Origin of the sequence: Hydrogenophaga sedimenti, from assembly GCF_051857515.1 — a bacterium.
In the GTDB taxonomy this organism is placed as follows: domain Bacteria; phylum Pseudomonadota; class Gammaproteobacteria; order Burkholderiales; family Burkholderiaceae_C; genus Hydrogenophaga.
The window spans coordinates 433,718-450,696 of record NZ_JBPZHA010000004.1 but is presented as its reverse complement, the minus strand read 5'-3'; the positions used below and the strand labels follow the sequence as shown (position 1 = coordinate 450,696).

The 16,979-nt window shown below is 68.3% G+C and carries 14 protein-coding genes, 1 tRNA gene and 1 pseudogene; 3 read left to right on the top strand and 13 right to left on the bottom strand.

The features are described 5' to 3' along the window. Positions 1-79 precede the first annotated feature (79 nt). From ACS5NL_RS09415 to ureC, 7 genes and pseudogenes are all read right to left on the bottom strand, one after another. Positions 80-1,471: a GIY-YIG nuclease family protein gene (locus tag ACS5NL_RS09415; protein ID WP_439353468.1), complete on the bottom strand. Its 1,392-nt coding sequence runs from the start codon at positions 1,469-1,471 to the stop codon at positions 80-82. 180 nt (positions 1,472-1,651) lie between these two features. Beyond that, positions 1,652-1,771 (bottom strand): annotated as a pseudogene (locus tag ACS5NL_RS09410) (IS5/IS1182 family transposase); the annotation flags it as partial. A 55-nt stretch (positions 1,772-1,826) separates the two neighbouring features. Further along, a tRNA-Ser gene (locus ACS5NL_RS09405) sits at positions 1,827-1,914 on the bottom strand. 31 nt (positions 1,915-1,945) lie between these two features. Next, positions 1,946-2,623, bottom strand: coding sequence for an urease accessory protein UreG (gene ureG, locus ACS5NL_RS09400; protein ID WP_439353467.1), 678 nt, complete (start codon positions 2,621-2,623; stop codon positions 1,946-1,948). 11 nt (positions 2,624-2,634) lie between these two features. After that, positions 2,635-3,387: an urease accessory protein UreF gene (locus ACS5NL_RS09395; protein WP_439353466.1), complete on the bottom strand. Its 753-nt coding sequence runs from the start codon at positions 3,385-3,387 to the stop codon at positions 2,635-2,637. Continuing rightward, positions 3,332-3,904, bottom strand: coding sequence for an urease accessory protein UreE (ureE, locus tag ACS5NL_RS09390; protein WP_439353465.1), 573 nt, complete (start codon positions 3,902-3,904; stop codon positions 3,332-3,334). The genes ACS5NL_RS09395 and ureE overlap by 56 nt, the downstream gene beginning before the upstream one ends. A gap of 21 nt (positions 3,905-3,925) precedes the next feature. Then, a complete protein-coding gene (ureC, locus tag ACS5NL_RS09385; protein ID WP_439353464.1) occupies positions 3,926-5,659 on the bottom strand; it encodes an urease subunit alpha in 1,734 nt (577 codons plus the stop codon). Positions 5,660-6,029: 370 nt separating this feature from the next. On the opposite strand from ureC, the gene ACS5NL_RS09380 reads away from it, so the two are divergent. Continuing rightward, a complete protein-coding gene (locus ACS5NL_RS09380) occupies positions 6,030-7,628 on the top strand; it encodes a hypothetical protein (RefSeq protein ID WP_439353463.1) in 1,599 nt (532 codons plus the stop codon). A 109-nt stretch (positions 7,629-7,737) separates the two neighbouring features. On the opposite strand, the gene ACS5NL_RS09375 is transcribed toward ACS5NL_RS09380, so the two are convergent. From ACS5NL_RS09375 to ACS5NL_RS09365, 3 genes are read right to left on the bottom strand one after another with little or no spacing between them, the layout of a single operon-like run. After that, a complete protein-coding gene (locus tag ACS5NL_RS09375; protein ID WP_439353462.1) occupies positions 7,738-8,046 on the bottom strand; it encodes an urease subunit beta in 309 nt (102 codons plus the stop codon). A gap of 11 nt (positions 8,047-8,057) precedes the next feature. Beyond that, positions 8,058-8,645, bottom strand: coding sequence for a HupE/UreJ family protein (locus ACS5NL_RS09370; protein WP_439353461.1), 588 nt, complete (start codon positions 8,643-8,645; stop codon positions 8,058-8,060). Positions 8,646-8,660: 15 nt separating this feature from the next. Further along, on the bottom strand, positions 8,661-8,963 hold the full coding sequence (locus ACS5NL_RS09365; RefSeq protein ID WP_439353460.1) for an urease subunit gamma: 303 nt from the start codon (positions 8,961-8,963) through the stop codon (positions 8,661-8,663). Positions 8,964-9,029: 66 nt separating this feature from the next. On the opposite strand from ACS5NL_RS09365, the gene ACS5NL_RS09360 reads away from it, so the two are divergent. Beyond that, complete coding sequence (locus tag ACS5NL_RS09360) at positions 9,030-12,602, top strand: hybrid sensor histidine kinase/response regulator (protein ID WP_439353459.1); 3,573 nt, start codon at positions 9,030-9,032, stop codon at positions 12,600-12,602. Then, positions 12,599-13,648 (top strand): response regulator, encoded by a 1,050-nt coding sequence (locus ACS5NL_RS09355; protein WP_439353458.1) that lies wholly within the window; start codon positions 12,599-12,601, stop codon positions 13,646-13,648. The genes ACS5NL_RS09360 and ACS5NL_RS09355 overlap by 4 nt, the downstream gene beginning before the upstream one ends. Positions 13,649-13,654: 6 nt before the next feature. Here ACS5NL_RS09355 and ACS5NL_RS09350 read toward each other — a convergent pair whose 3' ends face one another. Genes ACS5NL_RS09350 through ACS5NL_RS09340 form a run of 3 tightly spaced genes read right to left on the bottom strand, consistent with a single transcriptional unit; the run spans position 13,655 to position 16,857 of the window. Continuing rightward, the gene (locus ACS5NL_RS09350) at positions 13,655-14,707 is read right to left on the bottom strand and encodes an aldose epimerase family protein (RefSeq protein WP_439353457.1); all 1,053 of its coding nucleotides are present in this window, start codon (positions 14,705-14,707) and stop codon (positions 13,655-13,657) included. 9 nt (positions 14,708-14,716) lie between these two features. After that, entirely contained in the window at positions 14,717-15,853 is a 1,137-nt protein-coding gene (locus ACS5NL_RS09345) for an L-talarate/galactarate dehydratase (RefSeq protein ID WP_439353456.1), read from the bottom strand. A gap of 20 nt (positions 15,854-15,873) precedes the next feature. After that, positions 15,874-16,857, bottom strand: a complete 984-nt coding sequence (locus tag ACS5NL_RS09340; protein ID WP_439353455.1) for a Bug family tripartite tricarboxylate transporter substrate binding protein — start codon at positions 16,855-16,857, stop codon at positions 15,874-15,876. Positions 16,858-16,979 lie beyond the last annotated feature (122 nt).

Genomic DNA, 16,979 nt, shown 5'->3' with positions numbered 1-16,979 from the left:
CTTTGCGCGTGCGCCGCGTACTCAGATTCAGGCCAAGTTCTCGTTGGGTCATCACGCCATTGTTCCTGTCGTGCCTCGCTCATGCCATTCGGGCTTGACCGGGGGTTTTGAACACCATCCCTAAGGGACCTCTGATAAACGAGCGTGAGGCTGGCAGCCTCCAAGACGCAAGCGCGCGCCACCCAATGGCTCTGGACATCTGGGTATCCCAGACCGGGAGAGCGAAAACCACTGTGTAAAAGCCGATCTGCGGTGTGTCTGATCGCTGCCCATCATTCAACTTCGCGACTTCTGCCTCAGGGGTCATTCTTGTCGCTCCAAAGAGGTATGTGGCGGCAAGGTGATATTGGCACCGAGCAAGGTACACCCAGCCATTCGCACCGGAAGGGTGACGACGGCGATACCAAGGTGTCTTGCCTGGCCATGGCGGGAAATCGTTCGGATCGAGGCCGCGGTATAGGTTGTTCAGTTTCTCCGGCCGCCCCGAGATGAAGTCCGCAACGGCACGCATGACCTTGGAGAGGTACGCCTTGTTTGCAATGAAAAATTCTCGCCCAGCCACCGGGCGCAAGTCAGAGAGAACAAGGAACAGCACCTGTTCCGCCCCGTAGGCATCAGAGACTTCAACAACGTCAAGCAGCTCGAATGTGCCAATGTCCTTGTGCTTGGCATGCAGGGCGTTCAGTTCCTGCACTCGAAAGCGAGGGTGCCTCAGGGTCTGCCCGACCTTGAACAGTCCATCCCAGTGCTCTGGGTTGCGAGCAAGGTAGAGAAACCCCCGCTTGCCTGCATTTCTTGTGAAGTCCTCGGGTTTGAGAATGGGCCTTGGTGGTCCGGGCGTACCTGGCGCACGTGCTGCTCTTTCCCGCACGGCCTGAACTACTGGGGGCACATATGCTGGTCCAGTTGGAGCAATGGAAGGTGAGATGGCCACAGGAGGCGAACTCGCAACCACCGGTGCTGCCCTTGGCCGTTCATCGAACTGCTCCGGCCGATATATCGCTAGCGGGTCAGTCTGGAACAGTTCGGAACAGTTCGGATTTGTCGTCGAAGGTTGTGCCCGATCCGGCACAGTGGCGGCGCGACTGACTTCAAGCCTCGGTGAAGGAGGGGCAGGCGCTGGTGCAGATAAAGGTTCATGTTTGACATCCTCAACAACGGCATGAACCGTCGTGTCGTTCAGACCGGGATTCGCCGGAACACGGAGAACGCTGAACTTCTTCCATGCAGTTTCTGTACAGGCATTGCTCTCAGTACTCTCATCCAAGGTGCTCTTCTTTGGTGTGGCCTCCATAGGTTCGCGCCTGGCCTTGATGCTTGACCGCCTCCTTGTTGATCGAAGCAATAGGAGGTCCATTGCGACCCAGCCCGCAAGCAGCAAAACAACAACCCATTCGATGGGTAGCCCGAGGCTGTACATCCCGAGGCCGATTCCAGCCCACATCACTACCAGCGAGATTGCTTCGCCCATTTTCCCCTCCCTGTCTCCGATGCCCGCATTGTGATCTCCACCAACTAGGGAAGGTCTGCACAACACCCGCGGTGGCGTGAGTTGATGCACTCGATTTCGGCGGCGATTTCAGGCTTGCAAGGGCGGTTTGAAGGCGGCTTTCGACTCGGTTCGCGGCCTTCTGGCCCCATTCGGACGCACTCATCCCTGTATCTCCTGCAGCAACGTGCGTCGCGCCATCCACAGATTGCTCAGTGCAAACAGCGTTTGCAGCTGCGCTGTGTTCTTGGCCAAGCCCCGGTAGCGCACCTTCACATGCCCGAGTGATGGGTAGAAAGTGAAAACGGGCCGCGAGGGCCCGTCTGTCTTGATGTCCTGGCGGAGACGGTGAGATTCGAACTCACGGACCCTTGCGGGTCGGCGGTTTTCAAGACCGCTGGATTAAACCACTCTCCCACGTCTCCGGGGTGGCGGGATTGTAGCTGCCGGCGTGGCTCAGGCGGTGGCCGCGGCCGGCGCTGCGGCGGTCAGCATGCCTCGCTGTTCGATGAAGCGCACCACGTCCTGCAGGCCGTCCAGCGTCTTGAGGTTGGTCATCACCCAGGGGCGGCGCGCGGTGTCGGGGCGCATGCGCGCGGTGTCGGCCTTCATCACCTCCAGGTCGGCGCCCACGTGCGGTGCCAGGTCGGTCTTGTTGATGACGAACAAGTCGCTCTTGGTGATGCCGGGACCGCCCTTGCGCGGGATCTTTTCGCCCGCGGCCACGTCGATCACGTAGATCGTCAGGTCCGAGAGCTCCGGGCTGAAGGTGGCGGCCAGGTTGTCGCCACCGCTTTCGACGAACACGATGTCGGCGTTGGGGAATTCGCCCAGCATGCGGTCGATGGCTTCGAGGTTGATCGAGCAGTCCTCGCGGATCGCGGTGTGCGGGCAACCGCCGGTCTCGACACCCATGATGCGTTCGGCCGGCAGCGCACCGCTCACCGTGAGCAGGCGCTGGTCTTCCTTGGTGTAGATGTCGTTGGTGATGGCGATCAGGTCGTACTGCTCGCGCATCGCCTTGCACAGCATTTCCAGCAGCGTGGTCTTGCCGGAGCCGACGGGGCCGCCGATGCCCACGCGCAGCGGGGGCAGGGTCTTGGTGCGGTGGGGGATGTGGTGCAGGGCGCTCATGGGACGGGTCTTCAGGAACGGAACAGACGGGAATACTGGGTTTCGTGGCGGGCGCTCAGGATCGCGAGCATGGGCGTGAAGGCCTGACGGTGGTCGTCGTCCAGCGCCATCGCCTGGTCCACGGCCGCCGGGATTTCGCGCACCAGCCGGGCCAGGATGCGCTGGCCGGCGTTCTGGCCCAGCGGCACCGACTTGATCGCGGCCTGCACCATGTTCTCGGCCCAGCCGAAGGCAACGCCGCTCAGGCTGTCGTGCAGGTCGGCCCCCGAGGCTGCGGCCGCGCAGGCCATGGCGACCGGGTAGGTCGGCGGCTGCAGCTGGGCGGCCTGCAGCTGCTCGGACACGCCGTCACCGAGCTCGCCCAGCGATTGCGCCCACACCTGCATCGAGCGGCCCATCTGTTCGGTCTGCAGGCGGAACTCCTGCGTTTCGCGCGTGGCGAGCACCCACTGGTTGAGCACGGCAATGCGTGGCAGGTCTCCCGCGCGCCAGGCGGGAATGGCCTGGGCCACGACCGCGAGGTCGCTGCGCGCCAGCGCGAGGTGCAGCTGGTCGGTGAGCCAGTCGGCGGCGCTGTGTTCGTCGTGCACCAGCGCGGCATCGATGGCGGCTTCGAGTCCTTCGGAATAGGAAAAGCCGCCGACGGGCAGGGCCGGCGAGGCCAGCCACAGGGTGCGCAGCAGCCCGCCGACCGGCCGCGCGGGCGCTTCAGCCATGTTCATGCGCGTGGGGATGGCCGTGGCCGTGTGCGTGGTCGTGACCATGGGCGTGTTCGTGGGAATGCCCGTGGTCATGGCCCGTGCCGTGTCCGGCGGCGTAGGCGCCGCCTTCGGGCTCGAACGGCTCGCGCACCTCGGCCACCGTCAGGTGCATGCTGCGCAGCATGTCGGCCAGCACGTGATCGGGTTCGATCTTGAGGTGGTCGGGCCGCAGCTCGATCGGCACATGGCGGTTGCCCAGGTGATAGGCCGCGCGCATCAGGTCGAAGGCCGGCTCGTGGGCGTGACCGTGGTGGTGGTCGGTGCAGGCGGTGATCCGGAGCACCGGCTGCGGGGCGGCCACGACACGCAGCAGCGAGCCGTCCTGCGTCACCAGCACGTCACCGCCGCGCACCACGGTGCCGCGCGGCAGGAACACGCCGACACGGCGGCCGTCCGAGGACACCGCGTCGAAACGGCTTTTCTGGCGCACATCCCAGTCCAGCTCCAGGTGCGCGGCACGGCGCACCAGCACCGGCGCGAGACCCTGGCCTTGGGGGATGAGCTTGGACACTTGAAGCATGAAAATATGAGCAATAAAGTTCTAGAACAGGAAGTATCGCTGAGCCATGGGCAGTTTGCTGGCGGGTTCACATGTAAGAAGTTGTCCGTCGGCGCGCACGGTGTAGCGCTGCGGGTCGATCTCCATCTTGGGCAGGTAGGCGTTGTGCACCATGCTGGCCTTGGTGACGCTGCGGCAGTTCTGCACCGCGACGGTGGTCTTTTGCAGTCCGTAGCGCTCGCCCACGCCCGCGCGCAGGCCGGCCTGCGAGACGAAGCTGAGGCTGCCCCGGGCCAGCGCGCCGCCGAAGGCGCCGAACTGCGGCCGGTAGTGCACCGGCTGCGGCGTGGGGATGGAGGCGTTGGGGTCGCCCATGGCGGCCAGCGCGATGCTGCCGCCCTTGAGCACCAGGGCCGGCTTGACGCCGAAGAAGGCCGGTTTCCAGATCACCAGATCGGCCCACTTGCCGACTTCGAGCGAACCGACGATGTGCGAGATGCCGTGCGCGATCGCCGGGTTGATCGTGTACTTGGCGATGTAGCGCTTGACGCGGAAGTTGTCGTTGCGGCTGCTGTCTTCCGCCAGCGATCCGCGTTGCGACTTCATCTTGTCGGCCGTCTGCCAGGTGCGGATGATGACCTCGCCGACCCGGCCCATGGCCTGGCTGTCGCTGCTCATCATGCTGATGGCGCCCATGTCGTGCAGGATGTCCTCGGCCGCGATCGTCTCGCGGCGGATGCGGCTTTCGGCGAAGGCGAGGTCTTCCGGGATGCCCGCGTCCAGGTGGTGGCAGACCATCAGCATGTCGACGTGTTCGTCGAGCGTGTTGACGGTGTAGGGCATGGTCGGGTTGGTGGACGAGGGCAGGAAGTTGGCCTCGCCGACCACGCGGATGATGTCGGGCGCGTGGCCGCCGCCGGCGCCTTCGGTGTGGAAGGCGCAGAGCGTGCGGCCTTTCCCGGCTGCATTTTTCGTGGCGGCGATGGTGTCCTCCACGAAGCCCGACTCGTTGAGCGTGTCGGAGTGGATCGCCACCTGGGTGTCGGTTTCTTCCGCCACGTCCAGGCAGTTGCTGATGGCGCTGGGCGTGGTGCCCCAGTCTTCGTGCAGCTTCAGGCCGATCACGCCGGCGTCGATCTGCTCACGCAGCGGCGCGGGCTGGCTGGCGTTGCCCTTGCCCAGGAAGCCGATGTTCATCGCGAAGCCGTCGGCCGCCTGCAGCATGCGTTCGATGTGCCAGGGGCCGGGCGTGCAGGTGGTGGCGAAGGTGCCGGTGGCCGGGCCGGTGCCGCCGCCGAGCATGGTGGTCACTCCCGAGGCCAGGGCCTCGTCGATCTGCTGCGGGCAGATGAAGTGGATGTGGCTGTCGATGCCGCCGGCGGTGACGATGTTGCCTTCGCAGCTGATGATTTCGGTGCCGGGGCCGATGACGATGTCCACGCCCGGTTGTGTGTCCGGGTTGCCCGACTTGCCGATGGCGACGATGCGCCCGCCCTTCAGGCCGATGTCGGCCTTGACGATGCCCCAGTGGTCGACGATGAGGGCGTTGGTGAGCACGGTGTCCACGGCACCCTCGGCGCGTGTGCGCTGGCTCTGCGCCATGCCGTCGCGGATGGTCTTGCCGCCGCCGAACTTGGCTTCTTCGCCGTAGCCGCCGGCCGCGAGCGTGTAGTCCTTCTCCACCTCGATCAGCAGGCCGGTGTCGGCCAGGCGCACGCGGTCGCCGACGGTGGGGCCGAACATGTCGGCATAGGCGCGTTTGGGAATGCTGGCCATGGAGGTCACCTGGGATCTGGCGGATGCACGGGCTGGAACAAAGTGACCGATGACTGCGTGCACGCGGTTCGGGCCGGCCGGGGGATGCGCCGGTAACCGGAGTTCACAACAGTATCTTTTTCGTGCGAGCCGTGCCGCTGGTTGATGTTCAAATGTTCTGGAATATTCCGGGTGTGCTGTCTTGAGCATGAACTGTGCCAGTGCGGCAGGGGCTTGAGGGGCAGGCGGTCGTTGTCGCAGTTGTCAAGGCGGGTTCGAGATGGCGGTTAAAAGCGGTGGGCGGGCGTGCGCCCTGGTGTTGTTCCTCGGTGTGCTGGGCCTGGCTGGTTGCGGGGGCAGCGGCGGCGCCGGGGAGGCGGGAGCCCGATCGGTGGCGGATGAGCAGGGCGCTGTGGTCACCGCCGGCCCGGACCCGTGGCTCAAGGCTGCGGCGTTGAACGCAGCCGAGGTGCAGCAATCCGGCGCGGGCGCCGGGGACCGTGCGACGACCCCGACGAGCGCCGTGGCCAAGGCACTGACGCCGGTGAACGTGTACCGCTTCTTCAACCGCAGCAGTGCCGCCCACTTCTACACCGCCAGCGCCGCCGAGCGCGACCGCGTGATCGCCACCCTGCCGTCCATGGCGTACGAAGGCCTGGCGTTTCAGGCCAGCAGCACCGCGGACAGCGGCCTGAGCCCGGTGTACCGCTTCTTCAACGGCCAGACGGGGGTGCACTTCTACACCATCAGCCAGGCCGAGCGCGACCACATCGTGGCCACCCTGCCGCAGTTCGCCTACGAGGGCGTGGCCTACCACGCCAGCACCGCGGCCGGGACCGGGTTCCGGCCGCTCTACCGGTTCTACGTCGCCAGCCGCGGCTTCCACTTCTTCACGACCAGTTCCGCCGAGGCCGGGCAGGTGATCGCCACCCTGCCGCAGTACCGCTACGAGGGCATCGCCTACTACGTGCTGGGCGACGCCGAGCCGGCGCCCCCGTCGGGGGTCGGCTATTACGGCAGTCCGGTGCCCGTGCCCCAGGATGGCCGGGCGGTGGACACCAGCCAGCCCGACCGCCTGATCGGCACCGGCACGCCGGCGAGCTGCACCGGAGAGGCGGTGGTGCAGGCCGTGGCGCTGGGCGGCAAGATCCGTTTCAGCTGCGGTCCGAACCCGGTGACCATCACCCTGCCGCGCACGGCCAAGGTGTTCAACGACCGGCCCGATGTCACGCTGGACGGCGGTGGTCTGGTGACGCTCAGTGGTGGCGACAGCGTGCGCATCCTCTACCAGAACACCTGCGACCCGGCCCAGGTCTGGACCAGCGCGCAGTGCCAGAACCAGGAGACGCCCCGGCTGACGGTGCAGAACATCGGATTCACCCAGGGCAACTCGACCGGCCAGCTCACCGACGGTGGCGGCGGTGGTGCCATCTTCGTGCGCGGCGGGCAATTCAAGATCGTCAACAGCGTGTTCACCCGCAACCGCTGCGAGACCACCGGCCCCGACATCGGCGGTGGCGCGGTGCGGGTGCTGAGCATCTACCAGGACCGTCCGGTGTACGTGGTGGGCAGCACCTTCGGCGGCGGGCTGGGGCTGGGCAACAGCTGCTCCAACGGCGGTGCGCTCAGCAGCATCGGCGTCTCCTACAGCGTCTACAACAGCCTGATCACCCACAACACGGCGGTGGGCAACGGGGCCAACCCCGCCAGGGCGGGCACGCCCGGTGGCGGCAGCGGCGGGGCGATCTACAACGACGGCAACTTCTTCACCCTGTCGGTCTACGGCAGCATGGTCAGCGACAACGTGGGGATCGAGGGTGGCAGCGCGGTGTTCTACGTCAGCAACGACCTCAGCGGTCTCATGACGCTCAGCGACTCGGTGTTCGTGCGCAACCCGGCCACGCGGTTCGGCACCGCCGGCCTTCCGGGGTTCTTCGTGCTGGCCGCCGCCGGGCAGCCGGTGGTGATCCGCACCAGCCTCTCGAACTGAGCCCCGCGCCGCCTTCGGCGTCACCCTCTGGAAGGGGGCAGCACCAGAGGCCCGGCGAAGCCGGTTCCTCGGTGCTTCTGGAGCGGACGCTCTCTGGTGTGTCCAGCCCTCAGGGCAGTTTCCCCTGGACGAGGCCGCGAAAGCCGTGGACGATGCGGTCGCCCGCGAAGTCCACCAGCTCGACGGTGCGTTGCTGACCCGGCTCGAAGCGCACGGCGGTGCCGCTGGCGATGTTCAGGCGCTTGCCCAGCGCGGCGGTGCGGTCGAACGACAGGGCTGCGTTGGTCTCGGCAAAGTGGTAGTGCGAGCCGACCTGCACCGGGCGGTTGGCGGTGTTCTGCACCACCAGCGTGAGCGTGGCGCGGCCGGGGTTGAGGGCGTGTTCGCCCACGTCGGTGAAGAGTTCGCCGGGAATCATGGTCAATCCCCTCAGCCGGCCAGCAGCGACCAGCCCATGTGCAGCCCCATCAGGGCCACGGCGGCGCCGGCGGCGCGAGGCATCCAGACGCTCAGGCGCCGGAAGCCCAGCCCCAGCGCGATGCCGGTCGCGTGCAGCGCGGCCGTGCCCAGCACCATGCCGACCAGCGCGGCCGAACCGGCCAGTTCCTGTCCGTGCGCCGCGCCGTGGAACAGCGCGAAGGCTCCGACCAGCGCCGCACCGGCTACCTCCGGCAGCCGGACCTGGGCGGCCAGCAGCAGGCCCAGCACCAGCATCGACGCCGCGATCATCGGTTCGGTGGCGGGCAGGGCCAGGCCGGCCTGCGCCAGCACCGCACCCACGAACAGCAGCGCCGCGAAGGCCAGCGGCGCCCGCCACAGCCGGCGTGTGGTCGTGGCGCTCCAGACGCCGACGGCCAGCATGGCGGCCAGGTGATCGAGGCCGGTGAGCGGGTGCAGGAAACCGGTGACGAATCCGTGGTGCGATACGGCGTCGGCGCCCGTGTGAGCGAAGGCGGACGACGCGGCGGCGGCCAGAGTGGCGGCGCCCAGCAATGGAAGGAGCTTGCGGTGTGACATGGGAGTTCTCCGGAATCAGGGGATCGGTTGGTGCACGGTCACCAGCTTGGTGCCGTCGGGGAAGGTGGCTTCGACCTGGATGTCGGGAATCATCTCCGGAACGCCCTCCATCACGTCCTCGCGGGTGAGCACCGTGCGGCCCTCGCTCATGAGCTGGGCCACGGCCTTGCCGTCGCGGGCGCCTTCCATCACGGCGGCGCTGATCAGGGCGACCGCCTCGGGGTAGTTGAGCTTCAGGCCGCGGGCCTTGCGCCGCTCGGCCAGCAGGGCGGCGGTGAAGATCAGCAGCTTGTCTTTTTCACGGGGGGTAAGTTCCATGTCTGCAGCGTCAGCAAAACCCGTGCCCTGGCGTCTCTGTGGCATGAAAGCTGCACAAACCCCCTGGTGAACCCAAGGCCCGATCCAGCTCCACCACAACGCATCATCAAGGTGCGCCGCGACTACAACAGCTGGGTCGGCCGCGAGACCATGGAGGACTACGCGCTGCGCTTCACGCCGCAGCGCTTTCGCCAGTGGAGCGAATGGCGGGTGGCGAACACGGCGTTCGGCGCGGCCTCGTTCCTGATCCTGGAAGCCGTCGGCGCGACGCTGCTGGTGCAGTTCGGCTTCGTCAATGCCTTCTGGGCGATCCTCGCGACCGGCCTGATCATCTTTCTGGCCGGCCTGCCGATCAGCGTCTACGCCGCCCGCTACGGCGTGGACATGGACTTGCTCACGCGCGGCGCGGGTTTCGGCTACATCGGCTCGACCATCACCTCGCTGATCTACGCCTCGTTCACCTTCATCTTCTTCGCGCTGGAGGCGGCGGTGATGGCCTATGCGCTGGAACTGGCGCTGGACATTCCGCCGGCCTGGGGCTACCTGATCTGCGCGCTGGTGGTGATCCCGCTGGTGACCTACGGCGTGTCGCTGATCAGCCGCTTCCAGGTCTGGACCCAGCCGCTGTGGCTGGTGATGATGGTGGTGCCCTTCGTCGCGGTCTGGCGCATGGACCCGGGTGCGTTCTCCCAAGTGGTGCATTACGGGGGCGAAAGTGGTGCGGGTGCCGTCTTCGATTGGCACCTGTTTGGTGCGGCGCTCACCGTGGGCATCGCGCTGATCACACAGATGGGCGAGCAGGCCGACTACCTGCGCTTCATGCCGGCGCCGCGGCCGGGGCAGACCGCGCGCTGGTGGGCGGGTGTGCTGGCCGGTGGGCCGGGCTGGGTGATCCTGGGCGTGCTGAAGATGCTGGGCGGCGCGCTGCTGGCCTACCTGGCGATCAGCCACATGGTGCCGCCCGAGCGCGCGGTCGATCCCAACCAGATGTACCTGGCGGCCTACGAATACGTGTTCCCGCACTACGGCTGGGCGGTGGCGGCGACCGCGCTGTTCGTCGTCGTGTCGCAGCTCAAGATCAACGTCACCAACGCCTACGCCGGCTCGCTGGCCTGGAGCAACTTCTTCTCGCGCCTGACGCACAGCCACCCGGGCCGCGTGGTCTGGGTGGTGTTCAACACGCTGATCGCCTTCATGCTGATGGAGATGAACGTGTTCCGCGCGCTGGGCGAGGTGCTGGGCCTCTACAGCAACATCGCGATCGCCTGGATCATGGCCGTGGTCGCCGACCTGGTGATCAACAAGCCGCTGGGCTGGAGTCCCAAGGGCATCGAGTTCAAGCGGGCGCACCTGTACGACATCAACCCGGTGGGCGTGGGCGCGATGGGGCTGGCGTCGGCGCTGTCGATCGCGGCGCACATGGGGCTGATGGGTGCGGGTGCGCAGGCGTTCTCGGCGGTGATCGCGATGGTGACCGCGCTCATCACCGCGCCGCTGATCGCGTGGGCGACCCGAGGACGCTACTACATCGCCAGAGACGCCGGCCCCCACGCTCCGCCGCTGCGCGGGTCGCTGCCCCCCGAGGGGACTGATTCGCCTTGGGGCGGCCCGGCGGCGAATCGCGCCGAGGCGGGTTGCTACCAGCGCTTGAGCGTTCTGAAATGCGTGATTTGCGAGCGCGAGTATGAGGGTCCCGACATGGCCCACTGCCCGGCCTACCAGGGGCCGATCTGCTCGCTCTGCTGCTCGCTCGATGCCCGCTGCGGCGACCTGTGCAAGCCGCACGGGCGGCTGTCGGTGCAGTGGCAGGCGGCGCTGCGCCAGGTGTTGCCGCAGCGCGTGTGGCCCTACCTCGAAGCCGGTCTGGCGCACTACCTGTTGCTGATGCTGGTGGTGGCGCCGGTGCTCGCAGCGGTGCTGGGGCTGCTGTACCGGCAGCAGGTCGAAGGCCTGGGGCAGGGCGTGGCGGTGGCGGCCGACGCCGGCCTGCTGGACGCGGCGCTGCGCTCGGGCTTCCTGCGGGTCTACGCGGTGCTGCTGCTGATCGGCGCGACCGTGGCGTGGTGGCTGGTGCTGGCGCACAAGAGCCGCGAGGTCGCGCAGGAAGAATCGAACCGCCAGACGCGGCTGCTGATGCAGGAGATCGAGTCGCACCGCCGCACCGACGAACAGCTGCAGCGCGCGCGCGAGGCGGCCGACCACGCCAACCAGGCCAAGAGCCGCTACATCAGCACCATCAGCCACGAGCTGCGCACGCCGCTCAACAGCATCCTGGGCTACGCGCAGCTGCTGCAGGAAGACAGCGAGATGGCGCCGCACCGCGCGCAGGCGATCCGCGTGATCCACCGCGGCGGCGAGCACCTGCTGTCGCTGATCGAAGGCACGCTGGACATCGCGCGCATCGAGTCGGGCCGGCTGCAGCTGGACGTGCGGCCGATGGCGTTCGCCGACACGGTGCGCGAGGTCGCCAGCATGTTCGAGCTGCAGGCGGCGGGCAAGGGTCTGCGCTTCGTGTTCGAGCCCGGCGCGCGGCTGCCCGAGACGGTGCGCGCGGACGAGAAGCGGCTGCGCCAGATCCTGATCAACCTGCTGGGCAACGCGGTGAAGTTCACGCGCGAGGGCGAGGTGCGGCTGCGCGTCTCGCACGCGCGCGAGATGGCGGTGTTCGAGGTCTGCGACACCGGCCCCGGCATGGCGGCGCAGGAGCTGGAGCGGGTGTTCGAACCGTTCGCGCGCGGCCGCCAGTCGGAGTCGCAGGGCGCGCCCGGCACCGGGATTTCGGGCACCGGCCTGGGCCTGACGATCGCCAAGATGCTGACCGACCTGATGGGCGGCGAGATGACGGTGCGCAGCGCGCCGGGACAGGGCACGGTGTTCACCGTGCGCCTGTTCCTGCCGGGGCTGGCGGGCGCGGCGGCGCGGGTGGCGCGCCCATCGCCCGCACTGCTCGGGTACGAAGGGCCACGCCGGCGCGTGCTGGTGGTCGACAACGAAGAGAGCGACCGCGAGCTGATCGCGCGCTGGCTGCAGCCGCTGGGTTTCGAGGTGATGCTGGCGACCAGCGGCCACGACGCGATTGCCTTGCTGGAGGCCGTCGATCCCTCGGGCGAGCGCGCGCCGCATGCCGTCTTCATGGACCTGGCCATGCCCGGCATCGACGGCTGGGAAACGCTGCGGCGCCTGCGCGCGGCGGGCTGGTCGTCGGTGCCGATGGCCATCGTGTCGGCCAATGCCTTCGACAAGGGCCTGCAGTCCGAGTCGCCCGACGGCTCCGGCCGCGAGCAGGCCTTCTTCGTCAAACCGGTGCGCCGCGAAGACCTGACCGACTGGCTCGGCCAGCAGCTGGGCCTGCGCTGGGTGCACGCCAGCGACCCGGCGCCGGCTGCGGTGGCACCACCCGCCGCAACCGCCGCACCGCTGCCGCCGGCCCACGAACTGACACCCTTGCTTGAACTGGTGCGGCTGGGCTACACCAAGGGCATCGTGCGCTGGCTCGACCGCTGGGTCGAAGACCGTCCCGAGCAGGTGGCGCTGGCCGATGCCCTGCGGGCGCTGGCGCGCGAGTTCCGTTTCGAGGCCATCGAACAGCGCCTGCTGCAGGCCGGCGCCCAGGCCTCCCCTTCCACACCCGCCCCATGATCCACGCCCCCGACCGACCTTCCGCCATGGGCCACGACGGCCTGTCCGGCGATCCCGCGTCCATCGTGCTGATCGTCGACGACGTGCCCGACAACGTGGCGCCGCTGCACGACGCGCTCGACGCCGCCGGCTACACCGTGCTGGTCGCGCTCGACGGCGAGGCGGCGATCCGGCGCGCGCAGCAGGCCCTGCCCGACGTGGTGCTGCTGGACGCGGTGATGCCGGGCCTGGACGGCTTCGAGGTCGCGCGCCGGCTCAAGGCCGATCCGGCGACCGCGATGATCCCGATCATCTTCATGACCGGCCTGACCGAGACCGAACACCTGGTCGCGGCGCTGGAGGCCGGCGGCGTCGACTACGTGACCAAGCCGATCAAACCGCGCGAGGTGATGGCGCGCATGGGCGTGCACCTGCGCAACGCGCGCCATGTGCGCCAGGGCGCGGTCGAGCGCAGCCAGGCGCGCAACGCGCTCGATGCCTTCGGCTACGCGACCATCACCGTGCGGGCGCGCGACGGCCGCCTGATGTGGCAGACGCCGCTGGCGCGCGACCTGCTGCTGCGCTACTGCGGCACCGAGGCGCCGGTCACGCCGCAGCCGGTGCTCGACTGGCTCGACCGCCTGCTGCCCACGCTGATGGCGCCTCCCGACGCCGGGCAGCCGCTGCGCGAGCCGCCGCGCCTCACCCTCGACCAGGGGCCGCGCCGCCTGACCTTCCGGCTGCACCAGCGCGTGGGCGACGAAGAAAACGAAGAGCTGCCCGGCGAGCCCGGCGACTGGCTGATCGTGATGCAGGAGACCTCGGACGCCGCCGTGCTCGAATCGCTGGCCCAGGCCTTCGGGCTCACGGCGCGCGAGGCCGAGGTGCTTTACTGGGTCGTCAAGGGCAAGATCAACCGCGACATCGGCGACATCCTCGGATCGAGCCCCGCCACGGTGAAGAAGCACCTGGAGCGCATCCACGCGAAGCTGGGGGTCGAGACGCGCACCGCCGCGGCGGCGATGGCGATCAACCGGGTGCCACTCTTGCAGCCGCGGGGTGGCTGAGCGGATTCAGTCGCTGGCAGAAAAGCGGTATTCCGTGCGCGCCCGGTAGGGCTGACCGAGGCCCACGCGTTTGAGCGGAAACGACGGGCAGTGCATGGCGTTCGGGTACTGCTGCGGTTCCAGGCACAGGCCCGCGCGCGGGCGGTGCACCACACCCTGTTTGCCGATGTCGGGCGTGGCGCCCGTGCCCAGTGCGCCGGCGCTGTAGACCTGCATCACCGGCTCGGTGGTCCAGACCTCCATCGTGCGTCCGCTGGCCTGGCTGCGGGCGAGTGCGACCCGGCGCAGCGACGGACCGTCCGTGGTCGCCACCAGTTCGTAGGCGTGGTCGAGGTCGGGCAGATCGCCCAGCCTGTGCGGCTGGCGCAGGTCGAGCGCGTGGCCGTCCAGGGGGATGCGTTCACCGGTGGCCACGTTGTCCGCGTCGGCGGCCAGCAACCGGTCGGCGAACACCTGCAGTTCGTGCCCGTCGACCAGGGTGTCGCCCGAACCGTCGAGGTTGAAGAAGATGTGCGGCGTGAAGCTGGCGGGCGAGGCCGGGCTGGCGTGGCAGACCGCCACCGCTTCGTGTTCGACCACCAGGGTGTGGCCTTCGGTGAGCCGGTAGGTCAGGGTCAGGTCCAGGATGCCGGGGTGGCCGTCGGTGGATGGCTCGAAGCGCAGGCGCAGCGTGAGTTCGTCGGGCGCGTCCTGGTGGGCCGAGAACACGCGGTGGCGCGACCCGTTCGGGCCGCCGTGGATGGCGTGCGGGCCGGCGTTGGCGTCCAGCGGGTAGGTGGTGCCGTCGAGCGTGTAGCGCGCCTGCGCGATGCGGCCGGCGTAGCGGCCGATGAAGGCGCCCATCGATGGCGCTCCGGCCTGCAGAGAGGCCAGGCTGTCGTAACCCAGCGTCACATCGCCCAGCACGCCGTCGCGGTCGGGCACCCCAATCTGCAGCACCTTGGCGCCGAGGTTGCACACGGCGACCTCCATGCCGTTCGCATGGTGCAGGCGGAACAGCGCAACCGGCTCGCCGCCAACCTCGCCGAAAAAGCGTGCGGGGTCCAGGCGCTGAAACATCACGGTCCCTCAGACCCTCGAGCCTACTTCGGCCTTCTCGCGCGTCCAGCCGCGCGCCTGCTCGCTCAGCGACAGGCCCAGGCCCGGTCGCGTGGGCACCTGCATGCGGCCGTTGGCGATCTCGATGCGCTCGTTGAACAGCGGCTCCAGCCACTCGAAGTGCTCGACCCAGGGCTCGGTCGGGTAGGCCGCGGCCAGGTGCACGTGCAGCTCCATCGCGAAGTGCGGCGCCAGCATCAGGCCGGCGTGGTGCGCCAGCCCGGCCACCTTCAGGAAGGGCGTGATGCCGCCGACGCGCGGGCCGTCGGGCATCAGGTAGTCGGCCGCGCGGTGGCGGATCAGGTCCCAGTGTTCGCCGGCGCTGGTCAGCATCTCGCCGGTCGCAATCGGCGTGTCGAACTGCAAGGCCAGCGCGGCGTGGCCTTCGTGGTCGTAGGCATCCAGCGGCTCCTCGATCCACACCAGGTTGAAACCTTCGAGCGCGCGGCACATGCGCTGCGCGGTGGGCCGGTCCCACTGCTGGTTGGCGTCCACCATCAGCGGCACGCCGTCGCCCAGGTGTTCGCGCACCGCCTGCACGCGCTGCATGTCGATGCGGCCGTCGGGCTGGCCGACCTTGAGCTTGATGCCGCCGATGCCGCGCGCTACCGAAGCCGCCGCGTTGACCTTGAGCTGGTCGATGGGTGTGTGCAGGAAGCCGCCCGAGGTGTTGTAGCAGCGCACCGACTCGCGGTGCGCGCCCAGCAGCTTGGCCAGCGAGAGGTTGGCGCGGCGCGCCTTCAGATCCCACAGCGCGACGTCGAACGCGCCGATGGCCTGGGTGGACAGGCCGCTGCGCCCGGCCGAGGCGCCGGCCCAGCACAGCTTGTCCCACAGCCGCGCGATGTCGTTCGGGTCTTCGCCGATCAGGTTGGGCGCGATCTCCTGCGCGTGCGCGAACTGGCCCGGACCGCCGGCCCGCTTGGAATAGCTCAGGCCCAGGCCTTCATGGCCCTGTTCGGTCTGCAGTTCGACGAACAGCATCGCGATCTCGGTCATGGGCTTCTGGCGCCCGGTCAGCACCTTGGCGTCGCTGATCGGGTTGGCCAGGGGCAGGTAGCAGGAGGAGAGGCGCATCCAGGCGATGCGGTCGGCGGTGGTGCTCATGCGGTGTGCGTGCCCTTCGCTCACTGAGGTTTGATGCCGGCGGTGTGGATCACCTTGACCCAGCGCTGCAGTTCGCTGGCAACGAAATCCGAATAGACCTTGGAGCCCTGCGGGGGCACCACGAAGCCGTTGCTCTCCAGTTTCTGCTTGATCGCCGGGGAAGACATGACTTCCTTGAACGCCGCTTCGAGCCTGGCCACGATGGGCGCGGGCGTGCCCCTGGCCACCGACATGCCCGACCAGCTCAGCGCCTCGAAGCCGGGATAGCCGGACTCGGCCACGGTGGGCACGTCGGGGTAGAGGCTGTTGCGCTGCAGGCTGCTGACCGCGAGCGCGCGCAGCTTGCCGGCCTTGATGTGAGGCAGGGCCACGTCCTGGTTGATGAACATCATCGGGATCTCGTTGCCCAGCAGCGCGGTCATCATCGGGCCGCCGCCGCGGTAGGGAATGCCGGTCATGAAGATGCCCGCCGTCTGCTTGAACAGCTCCATCGCCATGTGGCCCGAGGCCGCGTGGGTGTAGCCGTAGTCGATCTTGCCGGGGTTGGCCTTGGCGGCCTTCACCAGGTCGGCCAGGGTCTTGTAGGGCTGGCTGGCGTTGACCACCAGCACGTTGGGGCCGTTGTGCACGTGGCTGATGTGGATGAAGTCCTTGACCGAGTCGTACTTGAGGTTGGGGTCCAGGCCGTGCGCCACGGCGTTCTGGCCCACGCCGGTCTGGATGATGGTGTAGCCGTCGGCGGGCGCCTTGGCGCCGCGTTCGGTGCCGATCACGCCACCGGCACCGCCCACGTTCTCGATCACCACCGGCTGGCCCAGCACCTTGGCCAGCGGATCGGCCACGAGGCGGCCCATCACGTCGGACGTGCCGCCGGGCGGGAAGGCCACGATGATCTTGATCGGCTTGTTCGGGTAGTCGCTCTGGGCGAAGGCGCCCAGGGGCAGGCTGCCGCCCAGGGCCGCGCCAGCGGAAGCGGCGATCAGTTGTCGGCGGGTCAGGTTCATGGTTTGTCTCCGGGGTGGGTCGAAAAGGACGGGTCGATGCCCGCTATGAGGGGGAGCGGTCCAGGGCACCGCCGGGCCGGCTTTGCCGGACGGCCAGTGCCGCCCCCTTGAGGGGGTCGCGC

Excerpts from the sequence above, each read along its gene's own strand:
- ureG (WP_439353467.1), bottom strand. The coding sequence starts at position 2,623 with ATGAGCGCCCTGCACCACATCCCCCACCGCACCAAGACCCTGCCCCCG.
- ACS5NL_RS09345 (WP_439353456.1), bottom strand. The coding sequence starts at position 15,853 with ATGAGCACCACCGCCGACCGCATCGCCTGGATGCGCCTCTCCTCCTGC.
- ACS5NL_RS09350 (WP_439353457.1), bottom strand. The coding sequence starts at position 14,707 with ATGTTTCAGCGCCTGGACCCCGCACGCTTTTTCGGCGAGGTTGGCGGC.
- ACS5NL_RS09415 (WP_439353468.1), bottom strand. The coding sequence starts at position 1,471 with ATGGGCGAAGCAATCTCGCTGGTAGTGATGTGGGCTGGAATCGGCCTC.
- ureE (WP_439353465.1), bottom strand. The coding sequence starts at position 3,904 with ATGCTTCAAGTGTCCAAGCTCATCCCCCAAGGCCAGGGTCTCGCGCCG.
- ACS5NL_RS09375 (WP_439353462.1), bottom strand. The coding sequence starts at position 8,046 with ATGATTCCCGGCGAACTCTTCACCGACGTGGGCGAACACGCCCTCAAC.
- ACS5NL_RS09365 (WP_439353460.1), bottom strand. The coding sequence starts at position 8,963 with ATGGAACTTACCCCCCGTGAAAAAGACAAGCTGCTGATCTTCACCGCC.
- ACS5NL_RS09370 (WP_439353461.1), bottom strand. The coding sequence starts at position 8,645 with ATGTCACACCGCAAGCTCCTTCCATTGCTGGGCGCCGCCACTCTGGCC.
- ACS5NL_RS09355 (WP_439353458.1), top strand. The coding sequence starts at position 12,599 with ATGATCCACGCCCCCGACCGACCTTCCGCCATGGGCCACGACGGCCTG.
- ureC (WP_439353464.1), bottom strand. The coding sequence starts at position 5,659 with ATGGCCAGCATTCCCAAACGCGCCTATGCCGACATGTTCGGCCCCACC.
- ACS5NL_RS09340 (WP_439353455.1), bottom strand. The coding sequence starts at position 16,857 with ATGAACCTGACCCGCCGACAACTGATCGCCGCTTCCGCTGGCGCGGCC.
- ACS5NL_RS09395 (WP_439353466.1), bottom strand. The coding sequence starts at position 3,387 with ATGGTCACGACCACGCACACGGCCACGGCCATCCCCACGCGCATGAAC.